Source organism: Ferrovum sp. JA12 (assembly GCF_001431705.1).
Classification (GTDB): Bacteria; Pseudomonadota; Gammaproteobacteria; order Burkholderiales; family Ferrovaceae; genus PN-J185.
The window spans coordinates 574,383-597,771 of record NZ_LJWX01000002.1 but is presented as its reverse complement, the minus strand read 5'-3'; the positions used below and the strand labels follow the sequence as shown (position 1 = coordinate 597,771).

Here is a 23,389-nt window from a genome sequence, read left to right as displayed (position 1 = left end):
ACTAGGGCTTAATAATGGTGCTTAGTTGATCAATAAAAAATTGGTTTTCAGAGGCCAAGCCTACGGATACTCTTAAGAAAGTTGGCAATTGGTAGTTAGCAACGGGTCTCACAATCACACCACGGTTGAGTAATTGCTGATATATCTCAAGAGCCCCATGGCCCACCTCAATGGCTAAAAAATTACCCCTTGAGGGTAAATACCTTAAGCCTAATTCCGTACAGGCACTCTCTAATTGCCGTAAACCTGCTGTATTTAATTCTTTAGTTTTATGTAAAAACTCTTGATCATGTAAAGCTGCTTCCGCCGCCACCAAAGCCAATTGGTTCACATTAAAGGGTTGGCGTACACGGTTCATCAAGGCGATCACATCAGAGTGAGCAAAGCCACAGCCCACCCGCAACCCTGCGAGCCCATAGGCCTTAGAAAACGATCGAGTAATGATCAAGTTATCAAATTCTCTTAACCAAGATATCGCATCATAGGTTAAATCATTATCTAAATACTCCGTGTACGCTTCATCCAATACCACGAGTATTTGGCTTGGCACTGCCTTGAGAAATGCCTTGATCTGCTCACCATGAATAAAATGCCCCGTGGGATTATTGGGGTTGGCCACAAATATCACCCGCGTTTTAGCCGTTATGGCAGAGAGCATGGCTGCTAAATCATGACCATATTCCTTAGCTGGTACAACGATACCCTTAGCGCCTGTCGCTTGGGTCACTAGAGGATAGACAGCAAAGGCGTATTGTGAATAGATAGCCTCAGTGTCGTGCGACAAAAACGCTCGGGCAACCAGCTCTAACACATCATTAGAGCCGTTACCGAGCACAATATTGTTTAACTCTACTGCGTTCAGTTGGGCCAAAGCACTCTTTAATTCAAAGCCATTGCCATCAGGATAGAGTGCTAAATCCTTTAGCGCTGTTTGAATAGCTGCTAGCGCTAAAGGACTCGGGCCCAAGGGGTTTTCATTGGAAGCGAGCTTAATAATGGTTGATAAACCCAATTCTCGTTGTAATTCGCTCATGGGTTTACCAGGCTGATAAGGAGCAATGGTTTTAATGTATTGAGCTGAAAGTTCACATAAATCAATCATATGGGGGCCACCGGATAAGAACCTAACACACGGCAAACTAATGCCTTCTCTTTTATTTCCTCTAAGGCAAGCTTAACAAGAGGGTCTTCACAATGCCCCATGAGATCTATAAAAAATACATATTCCCACAGCTTTGTTTGGGCAGGTCGAGACTCTAGGCGAGTCATACTGACACCATGTTGAGCTAAGGGGGTTAACAACTCATGAATGGCCCCAGGGCGGTTTTTTGCCACCAACAGGAGGGAAGTTTTGTCATGCCCTGAGGGCGTTGATTGATGGTTACCCATTACAAAAAAACGTGTGGTGTTATTGCCACTGTCCTCAATGTTGTGGGCGAGTATATCTAAATCATAGAGCGTTGCGGCAATATCCCCTGCAATGGCCGCAGCATGAGTTTTCTCTCTCACCATCTTAGCCGCCTCAGCGTTGCTCGCCACTGGAATGAGGGATACCTTGGGCAAATGAGCGGCAAGCCATGCTCGGCACTGAGCTTGAGATTGGGGATGGGAGTATACTTCTTGAATATCAGTTAAAGGTACTCCCCTTGGCGCCATCAATTGATGGTGAATTCTGAGTGCCACTTCTCCACATACATGAACAGGCATTTCCACCAGTAAATCCAGGGTTCGGCCCACGGCGCCTTCTATAGAATTCTCAATGGGTACAATCGCAAAATCTGTTCTTTGGGTCACCACACTCTGGAACACATCATCTAAAGATAAATTCTCTTCACGCAAGGCAGCGTGACCAAAATGTTTTAATAGAGCAGCCTCTGAATAAGTACCCTGGGGTCCTAAATAGGCTACCCTCACTGGACGCTCATGGGCGAGACAGGCCGACATTAATTCCCGAAATATAAACAATATGGCATCGTCGGAGAGAGGACCAGGGTTTAGCTCTTTTAGTCGTCGAAGTACCTGTGCTTCTCTTTCAGGACGATAGAGCACCCCTTCCTTTAATTGACCAATTTGGCCAGCCAACTGTGCCCGCTCACTGATGAGATTGAGAATATGAGTGTCAATGGCATCAATGTGTTGCCGTAATGCTGCTAAACTTTGTTGTGTCAAATTAACCATAACGCCGCTCAAAATCCGTCATAAAGTTAACCAGTGCTTGTACCCCCTCTAGGGGCATAGCGTTATAAATAGAAGCCCGCATGCCACCCACTACACGGTGACCTCTGAGTTGCTTGAGTCCGGCTCGATCAGCTTCTTTTAGGAACACCTCGTCGAGGGAGGGCTCACGCAGATGAAAAGGAATATTCATTAAAGAGCGATCTTGTGCTTTCACCGAATTTCGGTAGAGTTCACTCTGATCCAAAAAATCATACAGCAAATGAGCTTTTTGAGCATTTCTTAGTGCCATTTGCTGGAGTCCACCATTTTTTTTAATCCATTTAAACACGAGCCCCGCCACCCAAATAGTAAAAGTTGGCGGTGTGTTCAGCATAGAGTGAGCGTGAAACTGACTATGATAATCCATTAAAAAAGGGGTGCCTGGGGCGGCCGGTTTTAATAAATCGTCGCGGATTAACACAAGACTTAACCCCGCTGGACCAATGTTTTTTTGAGCTCCTGCATAAACCATCCCAAACTTGCTGATATCCATGGGGCGAGACAAGAAATGGGAGGACATATCCACCACCAAAGGGACGTTACCCACCTCAGGCGTCCAAAAAAACTCTACGCCATCAATGGTTTCGTTGGAGCAGTAATGCACATAGGCCGCCTTAGGGTTTAATCGCCACTCCCCCATCTCTGGCAAGGCACTAAAATGATCAGAGCGATTGGAGGCGGCAATATTCACGTTGCAATAGCGTCGTCCCTCCTCAATGGCCCGGTAGGACCAATAACCTGTTTCTATGTAATCAGCATAGGGGTTGCCTTGCAGTAGATTTAAGGGAATCATGTCCCAGTGGGCGCTTGCTCCCTCTTGGCAAAAAATAATGCGATAGTGGTCCGGCAGCGCTAACAGCTCCCTTAAGTCCAGTTCCGTTTCGTTTAGAATGTGAGCGAACTCAGGGCTTCGGTGACTTAACTCCATGACCCCCATGCCCGTACCCTGCCAATCTAATAATTGCTCTTGTACTGTCTCCATTACTGTTGTGGGAAGCGTTGCCGGGCCTGCAGAAAAATTAAAAGCACGCATTACCTTTACTCCTGCGTGGTTGATTCGTCTGTGTTCGCTTGACCGGCCTCTTCAGGACCCTCTAGCGTCCCCCCCTCCAACTCATCCGTATCTAACAGGCTGCCGTCAATGGGGCTCAAGGACACCAGAGTCTCACCCTTATCCAAAGCAATCAAGGTCACCCCTTGAGTGGCTCGACTCATCTCACGAATTTCCTCCACCCGCGTTCTGATTAATACGCCACCACTTGTGATCAACATTAACTCGTCACTGGTATTAACGAGGGCGGCACTGACCACTGAGCCATTGCGCTCTGAGGTGTGGATACTGATCATGCCCTGTCCACCGCGTCCATGGCGCGTAAATTCAGCGATAGGGGTTCGTTTACCAAAGCCGTTTGCCGTAGCGGTCAATACGGTTTGTTCTTCATTCTTCGCCACCAGCATAGAGATTACTCTCTGATTGGGGCTCAAGCGCATGCCACGTACACCGCGAGCGGTTCTGCCCATGGCACGGACATCATTTTCATTAAAACGAATGGCTTTACCATCGTCAGAGAAGAGCATTACATCATGCTCGCCATTAGTGATGGCAGCGCCCACCAAATAATCATTCTCATCTAAATCTACAGCGATAATACCCGCTGAACGAGGACGCGAGAAATCGGTAAGCGGAGTTTTTTTCACGGTGCCAAAGGCGGTGGCCATTAATACAAAGTGCTCTTCATCAAATACTTTGACGGGCAGGAGTGCATTGATTTTTTCACCGGCTTCAATGTGTAGGAGGTTATTAACAGGTTTGCCACGACTCGTGCGACTACCTACAGGCACATTAAATACTCGCAGCCAATGAACTCGACCTAAACTCGTGAAACACAGAACATGGTCATGGGTATTGGCTACAAAGAGTCGATCAATAAAGTCGTCTTCCTTGGTGGCCGCAGCCTGCTTGCCTCGCCCCCCTCTTTTTTGCGCCTTGTAGTCATTAATGGGCTGCGCTTTGATGTAGCCATCATGAGAGAGGGTGACCACCATTTCCTCTGGAGTGATCAAGTCTTCCATGTCAATGTCTTCAGTATTCACCACAATTTCACTGCGTCTTGTATCGCCAAAGCTCTCTTTAATTTTAATGAGCTCATCACTAATGATTTGAGTAATGCGCTGTGAGTTAGCCAAAATATCCAATAGGTCAATGATTTTATCCATTACCTCACGATACTCATCAATAATTTTTTCTTGCTCTAAGCCTGTTAAACGTTGCAGTTGCATCTCTAAAATAGCCACCGCCTGGGTGTCAGATAAACGGTATTTATCCTTCACAAGCCCCACCTCACTGGACAGCCCAAGAGGGCGGGAAGCGTTTTCTGGCGCCCGCTCGATCATCTCTTTGACAAGTTGCGAGGGCCACAGCTTCTCCATCAAAGCTTCTTTGGCAATTTGCCGGTTGGCAGAAGCCTTGATGAGTGCAATGATTTCATCTACATTAGATAGGGCTACCGCAAGGCCTTCAAGAATATGAGCTCGCTCACGGGCTTTACCGAGTTCAAAAACCGTACGCCTCGTAATGACCTCGCGACGGTGTCTTAAGAAAGCATCTAAAAATTCTTTTAAATTTAGAAGCTTTGGCTGATTATCCACCAAGGCTACCATGTTCATACCAAAGGATTCTTGCAGCTGCGTAAGTTTATAGAGGTTATTTAAAATTACCTCTGGCATTTCTCCACGCTTGAGTTCTATCACAACCCTCATGCCAGACTTATCTGACTCATCACGCAGGTCAGAGATACCCTCAATGCGCTTTTCACGAACGAGTTCGGCAATTTTAATAATGAGATTGGCTTTGTTTACCTGGTAGGGTAACTCATCCACAATAATAGCTTGGCGCCCTACTCCTTTATCCATCTCCTCAATATGGGTGCGTGAGCGCATGAGGACCCGGCCGCGACCCGTCAAATACCCCTGCCGCACTGATGCGGTACCATAGATAATGCCTCTTGTAGGAAAATCCGGCGCTGGCATAATATCAATTAATGACTCGATGGCAATTTCAGGATCTTTCAATAGGGCAAGACAGGCCTCAATCACTTCATTGAGATTGTGCGGCGGAATGTTAGTGGCCATGCCCACGGCAATACCTGAGGAACCATTTACTAAGAGATTAGGAAAGCGCGCCGGTAGTATAAGAGGTTCTTTTTCAGAGCCATCATAGTTGGGCCCAAAATCTACCGTATTTTTATCAATATCCGCTAACAGTTCATGGGTGATTTTAGCCATTCGAATTTCGGTGTAACGCATGGCCGCAGGGTTATCCCCATCCACAGAACCAAAGTTACCCTGACCGTCAACCAATGGATAACGCAGTGAAAAGTCCTGTGCCATTCGCACAATGGCATCATAGACAGCGGTATCACCATGAGGGTGATACTTACCGATGACATCCCCCACAATACGCGCAGATTTTTTATAGGGTTTATTAAAGTCGTTGGATAATTCATGCATGGCAAACAAGACCCGTCGATGAACAGGTTTCAAACCATCTCTCACATCAGGCAATGCACGCCCCACGATCACGCTCATGGCGTATTCCAAATAGGAACGACGCATCTCGTCTTCTAGACTAACCGGCAATGTTTCTTTCGCAAATGAGGACATAAGACTTACACTACTTTTTTATAATTGAGATAACCTCTTATTTTATCACAAATCGAACCGCTAAGACTCTTCCATGCGTGCGCAAAATTCACTCTATACGCCACAATTAATCTATAATAGAGAGGTTACTTAACAGGAGTTTATTATGAAAAACGTAAAACACATTCTCGCCTTTTCTACTTTAATTAGCATAATTACTGTGTTGATGACCACCATCAGTGCCAATGCGAGCGATGATCTGGCCTTTCCAGCACATCTAGAATCAACCTATGGCTCCGTAGTAACTGACAACTTTCATCACTGCGTGGGTCTTGGTGCCGGTGAAATGGCATCACAGAACAAGTGTTCTTCCGCCATTACCCCTCCAGTAGCCATGGAAACACCAAAACCCATGGCCGAACCTAAGCCTCAATATCATGCACCGATGGCCAAAGCACAGCCTGATATTACCTTGTCAGCCGATGCCCTCTTTGATTTTGACAAGTCGGTATTAAAGCCACAAGGTAAAGCAGCCATTGATCGTGAGTTAACTAAGATTAAAGATCACCATCACTCTTTGGACACCATCAAAACAATTAAAATAGTAGGCTATACAGATAGCGTTGGCAGCAAACAATACAACCTAAAACTGTCCTTAAGACGCGCTGAGGCAGTTAAATCTTACTTGGTAAAAAATGGCCTAGCTGCTGAGATGATTCAGGTCAGTGGTTTAGGAATGGCAGACCCTGTGGATACAAACTCCACCAAAGCAGGCCGTGCTAAAAACCGTCGTGCTGAAATTTACATTACATACAGGTAAATCAACACCATGTCAGTGAATATCGATCCTACTGAATTACAAAAATTCAGTGCTCTCGCCCACCGTTGGTGGGATCCCATGAGTGAATTCAAACCGCTGCATGCCATTAATCCATTGCGTCTTAAATGGATTAATGCTCTTGCTCCTTTAGCTCACCAAGAAGTGTGTGATGTAGGCTGTGGAGGTGGGATATTGGCTGAATCTATGGCCAGTTTAGGAGCTCAGGTCACGGGTATCGATTTAGCTGAAAAGTCTCTGTCTGTGGCCACTCTCCATGGTTTGGAAAGTGGCATTCACGTTAATTATCAGTTGCTTGATGCCGAGGCGCTCGTTAAAACTCATGCCGAACAATTTGATGTGGTGACTTGCATGGAAATGTTAGAACACGTTCCCCATCCACGTAGCACGGTTGAAGCTTGTGCTAATCTCGTCAAACGGGGCGGTCATGTTTTCTTCTCCACCCTTAACCGCAATCCCAAGTCTTACCTTTTTGCTATTTTAGGGGCTGAGTATATTTTAAAACTCTTGCCCAAGGGCACTCATGACTACGCTAAATTCATCAAACCCTCAGAGTTAGCGCAATTTGCCAGAGCAGCAGGTCTTGAGGTAAGAGAATATATAGGCCTCACCTATAATCCTTTGACACAGATTTACTCAAACACTCCAAATATCAGTGTCAATTATGCCGTGCACTGCGTTAAACCGTGATCAAAGGAGTCTTGTTTGATTTAGACGGCACACTGGCCGATACCGCGCCAGATTTGGCACATGCTTTAAACGTATTACTGGAGCAGTATGGTAATGCACCATTACCCTTAGATCAGTTAAGACCTAGAGCTTCACAAGGGGCAAGGGGATTAATTGAAGAAGGCTTTAAGATCAGTATCAATGATCCATTTTTTGAGGAATTGAAAGAGCAGTTTTATACTCTTTATCAAAATAATCTCTGTTCGCAGACCAGGCTCTTTATTGGTGTGCCTGAGTTATTGGATTACTTGGACCTTCACCACATTCCTTGGGGCATTGTCACCAATAAATTTAAACGTTTTACAGATCCGTTGGTTTCTCTGTTGGGCCTCACACATAGATCAGGATGCATTGTGAGTGGAGATAGCTATGCCCGAGCTAAACCCTTTCCTGACCCGCTCCTTGGTGCATCAGAAGAGTTACAACTCATTCCGGAAGAGTTGGTGTATGTGGGTGATGATGAACGTGATATGATCGCAGCCCAAGCTGCGGGCATGGCAGGAATTATTGCACGCTACGGCTACTTGGGCTCAGACAAAGCACCTGAATTATGGCCGCACCAAGCCATCATCGAACATCCCGAAGAACTCATTCGGTTTATACATTATTTACAGTAGAGAATTATGATAAAAACCCCTGAATTATTAGCTCCCGTGGGCTCCCTTGATATGCTTGAAACGGCCTTTAGATATGGCGCTGACGCCATCTACGCCGGACAGCCTCGTTACAGCCTAAGAGTACGTAATAACAGCTTCGGTAAGTTAGAGAATTTGGCAAAAGGTATTCAAAGAGCTCATGAACTCAATAAGAAGTTTTATTTAGTGAGCAACATTCTGCCTCACAATGCTAAGATCAAAACCTATATTGAAGACATCACCCCAGTCATTGAGATGAAGCCCGATGCGCTCATTATGGCTGATCCTGGCATGATTATGATGATTCGTGAAACCTGGCCTGATATGCCCGTTCACCTCTCCGTACAGGCTAATACCTTAAATTATGCGGCGGTTAAATTTTGGCATACTATGGGTATTAGTCGCATTATTCTCTCGCGCGAGTTATCGATTGATGAGATTGAAGAGATTCGGCAAGAGTGCCCTGAAATGGAATTGGAGGTATTTATTCATGGCGCACTATGCATTGCCTACTCGGGGCGCTGTTTACTATCCGGTTACTTTAACCATCGTGATCCCAATCAGGGAACCTGTACCAACTCTTGCCGTTGGGATTATAAGGTGCATAACGCCAAGGAGGGTGATGAGGGCGATGTGTTCCTCTTAGAAGAAGCCAATCGACCTGGACAACTAATGCCCATCGAAGAGGATGAACACGGCACGTACATTCTTAACTCCAAGGACTTACGAGCTATTGAACACGTGGAACGATTAGCTAAAATCGGTGTGGACTCTCTTAAAATAGAAGGCAGAACCAAGTCTCCTTACTACGTGGCGCGTACCTGTCAGTCCTATCGTCAAGCAATTGATGATGCCGTGGCTGGACGAGAGTTAGATCCTACTCTATTAAGCTCTCTCGAGGGGCTCGCTAACCGAGGCTATACCAATGGTTTTTATGAGCGCCACCCTGATCAAGAAACACAAAACTACCTACGTGGTCACTCAGAATCTAATCGCAACTTATATGTTGGTGATATTGTGGGTTATGATGAAAAGGGCTGGGCTAAGGTAATGGTCAAAAACCGCTTTTCAGTGGGCGATAAAATAGAGATAGTGGATCCCAAAGGTAACCAGAGTTATACCATTTCTTCCATGCGCAACTTATCAGGAGAAGAGACTGTGGTGGCTCCTGGTAGTGGCCACACGGTGTTCATCCCTTTGCCCTCTGGCTTAGAGAATTGCTTCGTGGCAAGGTTCGTTTAGTTACTTTTTAAGCGCGCAGGTTTTAATGCCGAGTAGCTGATAAAGTCCGCACCAGCCTAGTAAACCCGTTAGCATAGTCGGTAGTCCCAGCCACCCCCAAATACCAATTTTACCGGTGGCTGAGGCAGCCAATAAAACGGCGCCAATAATGACTCGAACGACCCGATCTAGCCCACCCACATTTCCTGATAGCATAACCACTCACCCCTTTATCTTCAATTGAAAAAATAAAACTAGTTAAACCAACTCAGTTTATTTTGTAACTCTACTACAGAGCCGATAATGATTAAAGTGGGAGATTTCAGGGCATGATCAATGCTCTCTTGGTAAAGCTTGTCTAGTACCGTAATGACTACCCTTTGTGCCTCCCTCGTACCCTGTTCTATTAAGGCCACAGGCATGTCAGGTGCCATCCCTGCCTGTAAAAGTTCTGTCGCCAGTCGATCCAGCCCATGAAGCCCCATATAGATGACCACCGTTTGTCGTGGTCGGACTAAGGCTGACCAATCCAAATCAAAGGAGCCCTCTTTTAAGTGAGCAGTAACGAATAAACAAGATTGGGCATAATCCCTATGGGTGAGAGGAATGCCGGCAAAGGCAGCAACGCCATTGGCGGCCGTAACACCTGGCACCACCTCAAAGGGGATACCCTGCTCCTTTAAGCTGTCAATCTCCTCTCCTCCACGACCAAAAATAAAGGGATCCCCACCCTTCAGCCGTAAAACATTGTTGCCCTGCAGGGCCAAATCAATCAATCTTTGATTGATTTGCACCTGGGGTACAGGGTGAAAACTTCGTTGTTTTCCCACGTTTTCAAGGGTCACATGGCGAGGAATGAGATGCAAAATATCCTCAGACACCAGTTGATCATAGAGAACAATATCGCAGGTTTGTAGTAGTCTTAAGGCCTTTAAGGTTAATAAATCCACATTACCGGGGCCTGCCCCAACCAAGTAAACTTTACCTGTCTTGCTGCTCATTGAAAGCTAAATAAATAAGCAAACGTTTGATTCACCGGCGAAATCTAAATAAGTGGCAGCGCCACCGTATTCAATGCCTTCAATAAGATCCTCACGTTTAAAGTCAAACAAGTCTAAGGTCATCTGGCAGGCAATCAAGGTCACTTCCGCCTCAAGACACATATCACGCATTTCCTCTAAACTCGCTACGCCTTTTTTCTTGAGCTTATCCTTCATCATCATGGTAGCCATGGACTCCATACCAGGCATTACCTGTACTAAGGATGGCATGGGGAGTGGCATAGGCATAGCAGGGTTACCGAGAGGGCTGAGCTTCACATCCGATAAATCTTTTTTAAGAAGTTGCAAGCCATAGAAGGTAAAAAACACCTTCACTTCAAAGCCTAAGGCCGCTGCGGTGGAAGCCAAGATAAAAGGTGGATAAGCCATATCAAGGGTGCCCTTACTGGCAATAATCGCCATCTTTTTCATTGGTTTTGTCCTTATTTCTTTTTAAAGATAAAAATAAATTCACCATTGGTTTCAAGGGAATCCACCAATTGATGACCAGTTTGATTGGCAAAGGCTTGCATGTCTTTAGGAGCACCGTTGTCGGTAGCAATCACTTTTAATAATTGACCAGAACTCATATCGGACAGTGTTTTCTTGGTTCTTAAAATAGGTAATGGGCAGCTCAAGCCTCTCGCGTCTAACTCTTTATCAATATCCATTATCACACCTTTAAAATCGTTGAACCGGTAGTTTTTCTTGCCTCTAAGTCACGATGCGCTTGCGCTGCATCCTTCAGAGCATAACGCTGGTGAATATTTATTTTAACAATGCCTTGACTCACCACCTCAAAGAGTTCCTGAGCCCCCTTGAGAAGATCCTCTCTTTTGGCTGTATAAGTCGCTAGCGTGGGACGCGTAATAAATAAGGACCCCTTCACTGACAAAGCACCTAAATCGAAGGGTGGCACATTGCCAGAGGACTGACCAAAGAGCACCAGTAAACCTAAGGGAGATAGGCAGTCTAAGGATTTCATAAAGGTATCCTTACCTACAGAATCGTAGACTACAGGGACTTTTTGGCCATGGGTAATTTCGAGCACTCGTTCCTGAAAATCTTCCTGAGTATAAATAATGGGATGGTCACAGCCATACTCTTTTGCAAGCTCCGCTTTATCTGCACTACCCACGGTACCAATCACTGTTGCGCCAAGATGCTTCGCCCATTGGCACAAGATTAAGCCTACCCCTCCGGCGGCAGCGTGGACTAAAAGGGTATCCCCTTTTTTTACTGCATAAGTGCGGCGCAATAAATACTGTGCTGTTAAACCCTGTAGCATCATGGCAGCACCTACCTCATCGCTAATGTTATCCGGTAATTTCACTACTCTATCCGCTGCCATAACTCGCTCTTCAGAGTAAGCTCCCAAGGGGCCGGAGGCGTAAGCTACCCGATCACCCACCGTCAAATCCGTAACTCCCTTGCCAACTGCTATCACCACTCCCGCAGCTTCTAAACCAGGGACGGCAGGCAGTGGCGCAGGATACAAACCGCTTCGGTGATAGACGTCGATATAGTTGAGTCCCACTGCTGTGTGTTGCAGGCGTATCTCTCCCGGACCAGGTTCGTCTACCGTCACTTCCTGCCATTCAAACACTTCCGGTCCACCGGTTCGATGGAATTTTATTGCATAGGGCATAACATACCTCAATCAATTGAATACAAAATCAATTATACTATTTTGGGGGGCAACGTACAGGGACAGCATCAACCAATTGTACCCCTTCATCACTTAAATTAGCCCTCAGCGCATAGAGCTCAACGCCAGATTGCTCTGCCTCTATCAAGGCTTGAGTGTAGTGGGGGTCAATGATCTGAGCAGGCTCCACCACCTCTACATCGCTACGCTGGACACAAAAGATAATGGCGGCACGCTGCCCTTCATTCACAATGCGTATCAACTCTCGACAATGCTTAGTGGCCCTCTCGCTGGGTGCATCAGGGAAAACCCCCCACTCTTCCCGCCACCGCTGCACTCACGTTTTTGACTTCCACATAACAAGAGTGGCCCATTTCGTCCTTTAACAGCCAATCAATACGGCTTTTTTCTTGACCATATTTAACCTCAGCTCGGCGACTGGTGAATGCCCTTAAGGATGGAATTAATCCCGCCTCAAGAGCTTCACCCACTAGCTGATTGGCATGATGAGTATTCACTCCCACTCGACTTTGTTCGAGCACCACCTGCTCTAGAGTAAAACGATATTTTCTATCCCGGTTATGGGAGTCAGAGAGTCTCACCTCTAAACCTGGTTCTACACAACCCATCAGTGAACCCGTGTTAGGCACATGAACGGTTAAACTTGATCCATCGCTGAGAATCACATCGGCTAAAAAGCGTTTATAACGTTTCACCAAGGTGGCCGCAATTAAATTTTGCTGGTAATGCATGGCTATTGTTAGTGGGGTAAATCAAACAAAATACACTCAGCCTCATGCTGAGCCACGAGTGATAACTCGTTTTCACCGCTAACCTTGAGTGCATCGCCTGCTGATAATTGATAATGATCATTGACCATTAATGCACCATCAATGATATGTAAGTAAGCTTTTCTTGAGGGACTAAGAGTATGCTTTAAGGTGGAGTGTTGACTAATTTTTGCTCGATAAAGCTTCACGTCTTGATGAATAGTCACCGAACCATGATCTCCATGCCGTGAGGCTAACAGAGCAAACTGATTGAGGTAGCTCTCCCCCGAAAAACTCTTTTGTTCATAACCCGGGGTGAGTCCTCGCGCCTCGGGCAACAGCCAAATTTGTAGCAAATGAACGCCGGTCGTGGAGGAGGGATTGATTTCGCTGTGGGTCACGCCAGTACCCGCACTCATTCTTTGTACATCGCCAGGACGTATGATGGAGCCATTACCCATGCTGTCTTGATGTTCTAATTCACCAGATAAAATGATGGTAACAATCTCCATATCACGATGAGGGTGAGTACCAAAACCGGTGCCTGCTGCCACACGATCTTCATTAATTACTCTGAGTACACTAAAGCCCATATGTTGCGGGTCGTAGTATTCGGCAAAGGAAAAACTGTGATAGGAGTCGAGCCAACCATGATTAAAATGGCCACGCTCATGACTTTTTCGAATTTCAAACATGGCGAGAATATCCTAAAAAAAAATAAACATGTATTGATTATACTAGATTACTCTCTGACCCTAAAGCGCTGCATTGAATGAGACGCAACAGTATGATGTTGTGACTAGCTAGGGCAATTTTTCCTTAATCTTTTCTGGGGTTTACTCATCAAAGGCATGACACGATTAGATGAGTTAAAATGATTCCTCTTCTTTTAACGGATCCTTGTTTCTTAAGAGGGAATTTGCTGACACCCCATAGCTTTGCCATATAAATAAAAGCAATTTATAGTCAACCACACATGAACATGAATAAAAAAATTCTCACCAGTTTTTTGGTTCCTGCCGTTTTCGTCTTTCTTTGGGCGACAGGTTTTATCGGGGCCCGTTATGGTTTACCTTATATGGAGCCCATGACTTTTCTTGCCATTCGAATGGCCTTAGCTGCAGTCATACTTCTTATAGTGGCACTTATTTCAAAAGCACCTTGGCCCCCTACTCCCATGGCCGCCCTCCATGTCACGATTTCAGGCTTACTGGTTCATGGAGGCTATTTAGGTGGGGTGTGGGCGGCCATTGCCATCGGTATGCCAGCTGGCATGGTATCCCTCATTGTGGGGATGCAACCAATCCTCACCTCTGTGGCGGCTTTTTTTGTATTAAAGGAAAGACTCAATGTCAGACAGTGGCTGGGATTACTCATTGGTTTAATCGGTTTGTTTCTAGTTCTGGCTCATCGTGTCTCTGCCAATGACTTGACACCTTTATCAGCACTCTTCTCGTGTATTGGCTTACTCAGTATTAGTGCTGGCACTGTTTATCAAAAGAAATTCTTTGCCAGTGTAGATATTAGAACAGGAGGAGTTTTACAATACTGCACCTCAGGACTTCTTTTTTGGTCGCTGGCCTTAGCCTTTGAACAACGTACTGTTGTATGGAATCCCCCCTTGGTTTTTGCCATGGCATGGTCAGTCTTAGCACTCTCCGTTGGGGCTGTGGCGTTACTCTATAAATTAATTAGAGATGGAGAGGCATCGAGAGTTTCAAGCCTCCTCTACCTTGTGCCACCCGTCACAGCCCTTATCGCTTTTCTGTGTTTTGATGAGCGATTGACGTTCTTCGCTATGATCGGTATGGCATTGGTAGCCTTGGGTGTGGCCTTGGTGATTTTAAAGTTCCAATTTCGCCGCTAACCATTCTATCCAATGAATCACAGGCACTGAACTCACCGCCTTCAAATGGGTTTGACATCCGATATTGGCAGTTAAAATCACATCGGGTCTACCGCTCTCCAGAGCTTTAATTTTATTAGCTTGCAGTTTTTTTGAAATCTCAGGCTGTAAAATAGAATAAGTTCCCGCTGATCCACAGCATAGATGAGCATCAGGCACTGTTGTTAATCGAGCTCCCCAACCTGTCAATAATCCCTCAACAAAGCCCTTTAGCTTTTGCCCATGTTGCAAGGAACAGGGAGCATGAAAAGCAATTTTCTCATCCGTGCTTTGCGCCTTAAGTAGACTTTCCACTGGTAACATGGCCATCACCTCGGAAATATCACGAGCCAAATGAGAGATTTGCTGAGCACGGTCAGAATATAATGGATCATGTTGCAAATGATAGCCATATTGTTTCACTTCCGTGCCGCAACCGCTGGCGGTGACTACAATGGCCTCAACACCACCTTTTTCTACCTGAGGCCACCAGAAGTCAATATTGCGCCTCATGTCCATCAAGGCTGCTGCTTCATCATTTAAATGATGCTTTAGGGCGCCACAGCAACCACTGCCTGCAACACGAATTAATGAGATGCCTAGTTGATCCAGTACTTTCGCTGCCGCAAGATTGGTTTCTGGGGTTAGCTTCGGTTGTACACAACCCTCTAGCACAATCATTTTTCTGGCGTGCATCCTGGTTGGCCACAATCCTAGAAACGTTTTATCCGGCAATGCTTGTGTCATAGTTTTAGGTAGCAGTGGCTTGAAAGCCTGACCCACATCTACCAAGGGATTAAAGAGTTTAGGGTTAGGTAAAACCTTTTTTAACACATATCTTTTAAATTGAGCAACGGCGCTCCTAGGAACAGATTTCTCCACCACCTTGCGGCCAATATCCACCAACTTACCGTATTGCACTCCCGAGGGGCAAGTACTCTCACAGGCGCGACAGGTGAGACAGCGATCTAAGTGAAGCTGAGTATTCTTGGTAACAGGCTCGCCTTCAAGAACATTTTTAATTAAATAAATTCTGCCCCGCGGGCTATCTAATTCATTACCCAATAATTGATAGGTGGGACACGTGGCCAAACAAAAACCACAGTGCACACAGGTTCGCAGGATTTTTTCAGCTTCCTCACCAAAGTCAGCCGCTTTAAATTCAGGTGTTAAATTCACATACATACTAAAAGTTTCCTGGTAATCCGGGATTAAAAATCCCCTTGGGGTCAAAGTTATGTTTGAGCCGCTGATGAATGGGGATCAAAGTGGGTGACAGGGGGGAACTGATGGGATGCTGTGGATCTCCACCTCGGAAAAGCTGGGCATGGCCCTGGGCTTCTACAGCCACTTTAAAGATCTGCGCGGGAGTGTGTTCGCTATTAATCCAGCGCAATGCCCCACCCCACTCAATTAAAGATTGTCCTGAGAGTCCTAACGGTTTGGCAGTGTTTTTGACTGACAAACGCCAGAGAGGCTTTTGGGAATGAAACCCTTGATAAGTTTGGTTACGCAGAGAATGCCACCATAGATCAGCTTTCTCAACCACCTCCCCACCAAGTTCCCTGTATGCGGCTTTCACGGCCACCTCAGCCCCCGAAAAACGAATCTTCAATTCTCCAAGAGAAAAACTCGTGGCAGAAATGGGATAGGGGCGACTCGCAAGCTCATTCATTTTTTGTAAAGCTTGGGTTTCACTCAAAGAGTAACTTAAGGTCAATTCATATTGAGGTTTTGGCATGACTTTTAAGGATACTTCGGCTATTACACCAAGGGAGCCCAAGGCGCCCACCATCAGGCGTGACACATCAAAGCCGGCCACATTTTTAATTACCCGCCCACCAAAATGTAAGTCTTGGGCAAGACCATCAATAACTCTTACTCCCAGCACGTAGTCCCGTACTGATCCGGTATAGGCACGCCGCGGTCCTGATAGACCACTTGCCACCATGCCGCCCACGCTCCCCCCTTCACTAAAAAGCGGCGGTTCAAAGGCTAACATTTGCCCTTCCTTATCTAAAGTATGAATGACTTCATCTAAGGGGGTCCCAGCTTTAACACTCATAACAAGTTCGCTTGGTTCATACTCAATGATCCCCTGATAATGGGTCATATCAAGGATCAGATCAGCTTGTGCGTTGACCCAAAAGGCTTTGGAACCCGAGCCGGCTATGTTGATGGTGCGCTCAGTTTGTGAAGCGTTCTTCACAAACTCTATTATCTCTGTAATGGAATTAGGCATATTAAAAACGTGGTAAATGAGCGTGGGGCAGTTGATTATGGTGCACATGCATTGCCCCCATTTCTGCACAGCGCTGTAAGGTGGGAATCAGTTTTCCTGGATTCAATAAACCCTGTTGATCAAAGGCAGCCTTAACCCCATGAAAGGATGTTAAAGTGGGACTATCAAACTGAGTACACATTTGGTTAATTTTTTCCACTCCAACACCATGCTCTCCTGTGATGGTGCCACCTACTTCCACACATAGCTCAAGAATCTTACCAGCATAAGCCTCAGTTCTTTCAAACTCACCTTCAATGGCGGCATCAAATAAAATCAAAGGATGCAAATTACCATCTCCCGCATGAAAAACATTAGCCACTTCCAAGTTGTACTCTCGTCCGAGCTCATAGATTTTCTTTAACACATACCCTAAAGTTTTCCGGGGAATCGTCCCATCAATGCAATAATAATCAGGTGAGAGCCTACCCACTGCAGGAAAGGCAGCCTTTCTTCCCGCCCAGAATTTGAGTCGCTGCGCCTCATCCTGTGAGTAACGTAACTCCAAGGCACCGGACGCCTCTAAAATAGCCTTCATTCGCGCTATTTCATCGGCCACTTCCTCAGGGGTACCGTCCGATTCACAAATTAATACCGCTTCGGCATCCACTGGATAGTTGGCATGAACGAAGGCTTCTGCAGCACGGGTAGCGGGACCATCCATCATCTCAAGACCGGCTGGGATAATGCCTGCTGCAATAATATTGGCAACAGCTGTACTGGCCTTTTCTACATCATCAAAGGCCGCCAGAATGGCTTGGGCGAGTTGCGGTTTGGGTAGCAATTTAACTGTAACCTCGGTCACCACTCCCAGCAACCCTTCACTGCCGGTGATCAAAGCTAACAGATCATACCCTGCAGAATCTAAAGCATCACTGCCTAACTCTAAAATCTCCCCTTCCATACTCACGACCCTCACTTTGAGAAGGTTATGCACAGTCAAACCGTATTTGAGGCAATGGACGCCACCGGAGTTTTCAGCCACATTACCACCAATACTGCAGGCAATTTGAGAGGATGGGTCTGGAGCGTAATACAGACCTAAGGAAGCTGCCGCCTCTGACACCGCCAAGTTTCTCACCCCTGGTTGAACCACGGCAGTGCGAGAAAGTGCGTCAATGGAAAGGATTTTAGTGAACTTGGAGAGGGATAATACCACTCCCTCTTTAACGGGTAATGCCCCACCGGAGAGACCCGTGCCAGAACCCCTAGCCACCACCGGCACTTGGTGTTGATGACACACTTTTAGAATAGCTTGAACTTCATTCTCTTGGGTAGGTAACACCACAATCCAAGGTAATTCTTTATAGGCTGATAAGCCATCTGTCTCAAAGGGTTTCACATCCTCTGGATCCGTAAGAATCGATTCACGAGGTAAGCATTGGCTAAGAAGATTCACTAAATGATTTCTGTCCATAGAGAATTTGATCACCAGATTAAAATAATCTTTCATTTTACTTAATTTGGAAATTTTTGCTGAAATTTTATAAAAAAGAGTAAAAAAAAGCCCGGGGGAACCGGGCTATCAACACATCAAGGGAGGTAACTATCAATAAATCAATAGTTAAACTCATTCTAAAGTAGAAAGGTAATGCTGGCCAATTGATTAAACTTATTCTTTGGATAATAAAAGTTGATGAACCTTTGGTGAACTTTTCATTAATTGCACTCTTTTTATCCGGCTATGATGACCTGAGACAATTTCTATATCACGTTTAGGAATATCAAGGAACTCCGCCAAGAAAGCAATTAGCGCAACGTTAGCCTGATTATCGATCGCCTGAGCTCGCAGGCGAACTTTTGCCATTGTTCCATAAAATCCAGATAATTCAGTATTGGCAGCACCAGGCTGTACATACAGCACAATGAAACAGGGTAAAGCCACAGCCATTAACCCTCAAGGTTGAAGTTTTTTAACAGCGCGGGGATTTCACGGGGCTTTTTATCAATGGAAGCTGTTAAGTACGAGCTCTTTTGCGAGAGGTTTCTTGATGGGGTTTCTATGACTTCTTGGGAGGGCTTGTGAAGTATAGCCTCACCCGATTTGAGCTCATAATGGTTAGTGGTAAGTTTTTCAATGGCGCTAACTAAACGCCGGTCACTCTCCGTAACAAAGGAAATGGCTTGCCCCAAGCTCCCTGCTCGTCCGGTTCTGCCAATGCGGTGAATATAATCCTCTGCAACACTGGGGAGATCATAATTAAAAACGAGTGGTAGTGCTTCAATATCTAAGCCCCGAGCAGCCACATCGGTAGCAATTAATAAATCGATTTGGCCAGTTTTAAATTTATCCAAAATATCAATGCGCTCTCTCTGACTTCGGTCACCGTGGAGTGCATCACATTTAATACCCTCTCGTAATATGCTTTGCGAGATTTTTGAAGCATCAATTTTTGTATTAGTAAAAACAATAGCTTGTGTGCCTTTCGATTGTAAAAAGAGCTCTACTAGCAACTCCTTTTTTCTGTGCTCATTAATGAGATAGAAGGATTCCACCACTGAGGCCGCTGTGGTATTGCGCTGAGCTGATTGCAGTTGTACGGCATGGTTCAAAATGCCTTTAGCTAAGCGATTGATCTCATCGGAAAAGGTCGCTGAAAACATTAAATTTTGACGCTGGAGAGGTAACAGCGCCACAATTTTTTTAATATCGGGAATGAACCCCATATCTAGCATCCTATCTGCCTCATCTAAAATAAAATGGGAGACTTGTGAGAGCTGGATAGTTTTTTGGCTCACATGATCCATGAGTCGTCCAGGCGTTGCAATCACGATTTCAACACCTGATTGGAGTAACTTGATTTGCTCTTGAATATTTACCCCGCCATAAATGGCGCAGGATTTAAGAGATAGGTGTTTACTGTAATTTTTAACGCTCTCCTCCACTTGAATAGCAAGTTCTCTTGTAGGGGCTAATACTAAGGCTCTTACTGGATGCTTAGCAGGAGACATGCTTGTGTTAGCAAAAGGAGCTAGCTGCTGGAGTAAAGGGAGCGTGAAACCAGCAGTTTTACCAGTTCCTGTTTGGGCCATAGCCTGCACATCTTGGCCTGATAAAATAGCAGGTATGGCCATATTTTGGATAGCGGTGGGCTCAAGGTAGCCCATCTCTTCCACTGCCTTTAGTAATGGTTCAATTAATCCTAAGTCATGAAATGTCGTCATATTCCCTTAATATAACATTAAACCGTGACATTTAACCTAAAAGACTGGATAATTAAAATAATATTGGGGGCGACCTGGCTTCGACGGGGGTTGCAAAACAGTTCAGTGCATATCGAGGACCAGTAAACCTCGTAAATCCATCTGGTAAACTTATAGTTGCCAACGACGACAACTACGCCCTAGCCGCTTAAGGCTAGGCTCCGCACCAATTGTTCTTCTGGGTTGGAGCTTGGGAAACCAAGTAGCGGAGTCATATACAGAGAATCGTTCTTGAGGGGGTCACCTCCTCCTGAATTAAAATTATGGTGAATCGTCACTAAGCCGCTTGTCCGTTGACGTATTAGTGGTTAAATTCAACAACGAGGCTAAATATGTAGAGCTGACTGCAGAGGACTTTCGGACGCGGGTTCGATTCCCGCCGCCTCCACCAATAACGAAGCCCCAACCGTTCTCGGTTGGGGCTTTTTCTCGTCTGACAGCGACAGTTCCCGCGTGTTTGCGCGGGTTCCTGCGGAAACCTGCGGACTTGGCCGGTCGGCCATCTGGCCCGTTCTCGGCAACCTTTCGCTCTCTCCTGGCCATTCTTCTCTCCGGCCTCGCTCTCCGCGAATGCGCCGAAGTCCGCAAAGACCCGGTCCGGCACCCCTTGAAATCAACGGGTTACGCGCGGACCGTTCAATCGGTTGGATTGCAGCATTGGCTGCCGGAGGGAACACGAGCATCTCCCTGTGAGTCATCACACTTGCTGTTTGTCAGAAACTCACGTATATTTTCATACATGAACACGACGACCAAGACCGCCGAGCTGATTCGCCAGCGCATCGAGACGATGCCGATTGGGGAGCCCTTCACCCCAACGGCATTCCTGGAGTGCGGCACGCGCGCGTCCGTCGATCAGACCCTCTCCCGCCTCGTCAAAGCAGGATCGATTGAGCGTGTGACGCGCGGCGTCTTCGTGCGCCCCGAGGTTAGCCGTTTCGTCGGCAAGGTTAGTCCCTCGCCTTTGAAGGTCGCCGAGACGGTCGCCAAGACCACTGGCGCCGTCGTCCAGGTTCACGGTGCCGAAGCGGCGCGTCGGCTCGAGCTGACCACGCAGGTTCCGACCCAGTCGGTATTCGTGACATCCGGCCCGTCGAAGCGCATCCGCGTAGGGAAGATGGAGATCCGTCTGCAGCACGTCTGTCAGCGCAAGTTGGCCTTGGCGGGTCGACCCGCCGGGCTCGCGCTTGCGGCGATGTGGTACCTCGGCAAGACGGAAGTAACGCCGGCTCTCGTCGAGAAGATTCGGCGCAAGCTGGGATCAAGCGAATTCGGGGTGCTGAAGTCAGCCACCAGTTCAATGCCCGCATGGATGAGCGACGCCATCTTCCGGAGCGAGCGGACGGTTGTTCATGCCTGAGTCCTTCCTGCACCTGAAAGCTCAAGAGCAGTCCCAAATCTATCGGGCACTGGCTCCGCAGCTTGCCCGCTCGCCCGTAGTCCTGGAAAAAGATGTCTGGGTCTGCTGGGTGCTGCAGACCCTGTTCACCATGCCCGGCCGACTTCCGATGGCCTTCAAGGGTGGCACCTCGCTATCCAAAGTGTTCGGAGCCATCGCACGCTTCTCCGAAGACGTGGACATCACGCTCGACTACCGTGGCTTGGACGGTTCCTTCGATCCGTTTGCCGAAGGCGTCTCGCGCAATCGGCTGAAAAAATTCAGCGAGGATCTCAAGTCCTTCGTGCGCGATCATGCTCATGGTGTTGTGGCACCGCACTTTCAGCGGACACTGGCAGCCGAGTTCGATGCCGGCGCATTCCAGCTTGAAGTCAGCGATGACGGCGAGCAGTTGCGTGTGCACTACCCGACCGTGCTTGATGCGCCGGGGGACTACGTTGGCAACAGCGTCCTGATTGAGTTCGGTGGTCGCAACATCACCGAGCCGAACGAAAAGCATGAGGTACGGCCCGACATCGCGGAGCATGTCGCTGCGCTCGATTTTCCTCGTTCGAAGGTCAGTGTGCTGTCCCCGGCGCGTACCTTCTGGGAGAAGGCGACGTTGATGCACGTCGAGTGTCAGCGCGACGAGTTCCGTACTGGCGCCGAACGTTTGTCACGCCACTGGTACGACCTGGCCATGCTGGCTGATCTTGCCCATGGGCAAGCCGCTCTGGCCGATCGCGCTCTGCTCGCGGATGTCGTCAAGCACAAAAAGGTCTTCTACAACGCGAGCTACGCCAACTACGACGCATGCCTGGCCGGGCAGCTCAGACTCATTCCGGAAGATGCCGCACTGGCCGCGCTGCGCGATGACTTCCAGCGCATGATCGGTGCCGGCATGTTCATCGGCGAGCCACCCGCCTTCGACGCCATCGCCGATCGTCTGCGCGCGCTGGAAACAACGATCAATGGGTGCAGCAATGGTTGAAGCAGTCATCGCTGTTAAGGCTCTGCTGCAAGGCGCCACGCCTGAGCGAAAACAAGACATTGAGGACCTATGGGATCGCTATGCACCCAAGATCTGCCTAGTCGACGACGCTCGAGGCGTGAACATCAGCGCGGGCAAGGGTCGCATCCAGTTTGACCACAAGACACTCGAGGCAATCTGGCTGCTCGGTTTCAATGGGTGGAGATCAATCGAGACGTACTCTCCAGCGATCATTCTCGCCGGCATCACTGGTGGGGCCCTTGAAGACATACTGCGCGCCGATGGCGAGCTTGCTTCTTTCGAGATGGATTACAGGTCTCGCTCAAATTCAGCTCGATCGATCATCGAAGGGCAAAGTTCGGTGCACACCACCTGGCCGCAAGATGTTCCGCGTCCTGAAGCCGATAGAGAAACGCTCGGCAGCCATCAAGAAATGGCGGCTTTCGACTTAGTCTGTCTGGCGACCGCCTATGTCTTTCTTCATGAACTTCGGCACGTGAAATTTCTCAGTGACGGCGACTACCCCGCCGACCGGCGCGAAGAAGAGATTGCATGCGATGTCTGGGCAAGGTCATTTCTGACCGACAAGATTGGAAACTATGCCCAGTCTGTTGGCCAGGCTTTCAGAAGGGTTCTGGATAAGCGATCAATGGGAATCGCACTCGGTGCAATGATCTTGCACGAAATAACCCCGGAAAGCGCTCGGTGGGGAACAGCGGAATATCCGCCGATTACTACGCGCATCCAGACGATGATATCCGGCAGCCCGCTCGCCAAGGAGTCGCACTACTGGCTCTTCACGGCGTGCTTACTTGTCGGGATATTTCGACAAGCACAGCGACAGCTGCCAACGTACGCGCCGAGCACGAATGAGTTGGTGGAAAAGCTGACAGCTGACCTGGTCACGTAG

General features: G+C 47.4%; 23 protein-coding genes, 1 other RNA gene and 1 pseudogene. 9 read left to right on the top strand and 16 right to left on the bottom strand.

The features are described from left to right. Position 1 precedes the first annotated feature (1 nt). The 4 genes from hisC to gyrA are packed head-to-tail and all read right to left on the bottom strand — an operon-like array spanning position 2 to position 5,880. Positions 2–1,102, bottom strand: a complete 1,101-nt coding sequence (hisC, locus tag FERRO_RS07945; protein WP_056930330.1) for a histidinol-phosphate transaminase — start codon at positions 1,100–1,102, stop codon at positions 2–4. Beyond that, positions 1,099–2,178: a prephenate dehydratase gene (gene pheA / locus FERRO_RS07940; RefSeq protein ID WP_056930329.1), complete on the bottom strand. Its 1,080-nt coding sequence runs from the start codon at positions 2,176–2,178 to the stop codon at positions 1,099–1,101. The genes hisC and pheA overlap by 4 nt, the downstream gene beginning before the upstream one ends. Beyond that, complete coding sequence (serC, locus tag FERRO_RS07935; protein ID WP_056930328.1) at positions 2,171–3,250, bottom strand: 3-phosphoserine/phosphohydroxythreonine transaminase; 1,080 nt, start codon at positions 3,248–3,250, stop codon at positions 2,171–2,173. Before serC ends, pheA begins: the two co-directional genes overlap by 8 nt. A gap of 5 nt (positions 3,251–3,255) precedes the next feature. Next, positions 3,256–5,880 carry a DNA gyrase subunit A gene (gene gyrA, locus FERRO_RS07930; protein ID WP_056930327.1) on the bottom strand — a complete coding sequence of 875 codons (2,625 nt, stop codon included), beginning with the start codon at positions 5,878–5,880 and terminating at the stop codon, positions 3,256–3,258. Between the two features lie 145 nt (positions 5,881–6,025). On the opposite strand from gyrA, the gene FERRO_RS07925 reads away from it, so the two are divergent. Genes FERRO_RS07925 through FERRO_RS07910 form a run of 4 tightly spaced genes read left to right on the top strand, consistent with a single transcriptional unit; the run spans position 6,026 to position 9,303 of the window. Beyond that, the gene (locus FERRO_RS07925) at positions 6,026–6,679 is read left to right on the top strand and encodes an OmpA family protein (protein ID WP_056930326.1); all 654 of its coding nucleotides are present in this window, start codon (positions 6,026–6,028) and stop codon (positions 6,677–6,679) included. Positions 6,680–6,688: 9 nt separating this feature from the next. Then, on the top strand, positions 6,689–7,387 hold the full coding sequence (gene ubiG / locus FERRO_RS07920; RefSeq protein ID WP_056930325.1) for a bifunctional 2-polyprenyl-6-hydroxyphenol methylase/3-demethylubiquinol 3-O-methyltransferase UbiG: 699 nt from the start codon (positions 6,689–6,691) through the stop codon (positions 7,385–7,387). Positions 7,388–7,398: 11 nt separating this feature from the next. Then, a complete protein-coding gene (locus tag FERRO_RS07915; RefSeq protein ID WP_204374805.1) occupies positions 7,399–8,043 on the top strand; it encodes an HAD family hydrolase in 645 nt (214 codons plus the stop codon). A gap of 6 nt (positions 8,044–8,049) precedes the next feature. Next, positions 8,050–9,303, top strand: a complete 1,254-nt coding sequence (locus FERRO_RS07910; RefSeq protein WP_056930323.1) for a peptidase U32 family protein — start codon at positions 8,050–8,052, stop codon at positions 9,301–9,303. On the opposite strand, the gene FERRO_RS07905 is transcribed toward FERRO_RS07910, so the two are convergent. From FERRO_RS07905 to FERRO_RS07875, 7 genes and pseudogenes are all read right to left on the bottom strand, one after another. Continuing rightward, on the bottom strand, positions 9,304–9,498 hold the full coding sequence (locus FERRO_RS07905; RefSeq protein WP_056930322.1) for a YgaP family membrane protein: 195 nt from the start codon (positions 9,496–9,498) through the stop codon (positions 9,304–9,306). Positions 9,499–9,536: 38 nt separating this feature from the next. Then, positions 9,537–10,283 carry a uroporphyrinogen-III C-methyltransferase gene (gene cobA / locus FERRO_RS07900; protein WP_056930321.1) on the bottom strand — a complete coding sequence of 249 codons (747 nt, stop codon included), beginning with the start codon at positions 10,281–10,283 and terminating at the stop codon, positions 9,537–9,539. Between the two features lie 6 nt (positions 10,284–10,289). Further along, entirely contained in the window at positions 10,290–10,754 is a 465-nt protein-coding gene (gene dsrE2, locus FERRO_RS07895; RefSeq protein WP_056930320.1) for a sulfur carrier protein DsrE2, read from the bottom strand. A gap of 11 nt (positions 10,755–10,765) precedes the next feature. After that, positions 10,766–10,993: a sulfurtransferase TusA family protein gene (locus tag FERRO_RS07890; protein WP_056930319.1), complete on the bottom strand. Its 228-nt coding sequence runs from the start codon at positions 10,991–10,993 to the stop codon at positions 10,766–10,768. A 2-nt stretch (positions 10,994–10,995) separates the two neighbouring features. Further along, complete coding sequence (locus tag FERRO_RS07885) at positions 10,996–11,970, bottom strand: quinone oxidoreductase family protein (protein ID WP_056930318.1); 975 nt, start codon at positions 11,968–11,970, stop codon at positions 10,996–10,998. 37 nt (positions 11,971–12,007) lie between these two features. Then, a pseudogene (gene sfsA / locus FERRO_RS10720) lies at positions 12,008–12,722 on the bottom strand (DNA/RNA nuclease SfsA). A gap of 8 nt (positions 12,723–12,730) precedes the next feature. Next, positions 12,731–13,435 carry a pirin family protein gene (locus FERRO_RS07875; protein ID WP_056930317.1) on the bottom strand — a complete coding sequence of 235 codons (705 nt, stop codon included), beginning with the start codon at positions 13,433–13,435 and terminating at the stop codon, positions 12,731–12,733. Positions 13,436–13,722: 287 nt separating this feature from the next. Here FERRO_RS07875 and FERRO_RS07870 point away from each other — a divergent pair, with 287 nt between their 5' ends. Beyond that, positions 13,723–14,607 (top strand): DMT family transporter, encoded by an 885-nt coding sequence (locus FERRO_RS07870; RefSeq protein WP_056930646.1) that lies wholly within the window; start codon positions 13,723–13,725, stop codon positions 14,605–14,607. Here the strand turns inward: FERRO_RS07870 and glcF are convergent. From glcF to FERRO_RS07845, 5 genes are all read right to left on the bottom strand, one after another. After that, a complete protein-coding gene (glcF, locus tag FERRO_RS07865) occupies positions 14,584–15,810 on the bottom strand; it encodes a glycolate oxidase subunit GlcF (RefSeq protein WP_056930316.1) in 1,227 nt (408 codons plus the stop codon). The genes FERRO_RS07870 and glcF overlap by 24 nt on opposite strands. A gap of 1 nt (position 15,811) precedes the next feature. Continuing rightward, on the bottom strand, positions 15,812–16,867 hold the full coding sequence (gene glcE / locus FERRO_RS07860) for a glycolate oxidase subunit GlcE (RefSeq protein ID WP_056930315.1): 1,056 nt from the start codon (positions 16,865–16,867) through the stop codon (positions 15,812–15,814). A gap of 1 nt (position 16,868) precedes the next feature. Next, complete coding sequence (locus FERRO_RS07855) at positions 16,869–18,359, bottom strand: FAD-linked oxidase C-terminal domain-containing protein (RefSeq protein WP_056930314.1); 1,491 nt, start codon at positions 18,357–18,359, stop codon at positions 16,869–16,871. Positions 18,360–18,518: 159 nt separating this feature from the next. Beyond that, positions 18,519–18,797: a DUF167 domain-containing protein gene (locus FERRO_RS07850; protein WP_056930313.1), complete on the bottom strand. Its 279-nt coding sequence runs from the start codon at positions 18,795–18,797 to the stop codon at positions 18,519–18,521. Beyond that, entirely contained in the window at positions 18,797–20,071 is a 1,275-nt protein-coding gene (locus FERRO_RS07845; RefSeq protein ID WP_056930312.1) for a DEAD/DEAH box helicase, read from the bottom strand. Before FERRO_RS07845 ends, FERRO_RS07850 begins: the two co-directional genes overlap by 1 nt. A 65-nt stretch (positions 20,072–20,136) precedes the next feature. On the opposite strand from FERRO_RS07845, the gene ssrA reads away from it, so the two are divergent. From ssrA to FERRO_RS07825, 4 genes are all read left to right on the top strand, one after another. Continuing rightward, positions 20,137–20,501, top strand: a transfer-messenger RNA (tmRNA) gene (gene ssrA / locus FERRO_RS10020). A gap of 348 nt (positions 20,502–20,849) precedes the next feature. After that, the gene (locus tag FERRO_RS07835; RefSeq protein ID WP_056930310.1) at positions 20,850–21,470 is read left to right on the top strand and encodes a DUF6088 family protein; all 621 of its coding nucleotides are present in this window, start codon (positions 20,850–20,852) and stop codon (positions 21,468–21,470) included. After that, positions 21,463–22,479 (top strand): nucleotidyl transferase AbiEii/AbiGii toxin family protein, encoded by a 1,017-nt coding sequence (locus FERRO_RS07830; RefSeq protein WP_056930309.1) that lies wholly within the window; start codon positions 21,463–21,465, stop codon positions 22,477–22,479. Before FERRO_RS07835 ends, FERRO_RS07830 begins: the two co-directional genes overlap by 8 nt. After that, positions 22,460–23,389 carry a phage exclusion protein Lit family protein gene (locus FERRO_RS07825; RefSeq protein ID WP_056930308.1) on the top strand — a complete coding sequence of 310 codons (930 nt, stop codon included), beginning with the start codon at positions 22,460–22,462 and terminating at the stop codon, positions 23,387–23,389. Before FERRO_RS07830 ends, FERRO_RS07825 begins: the two co-directional genes overlap by 20 nt.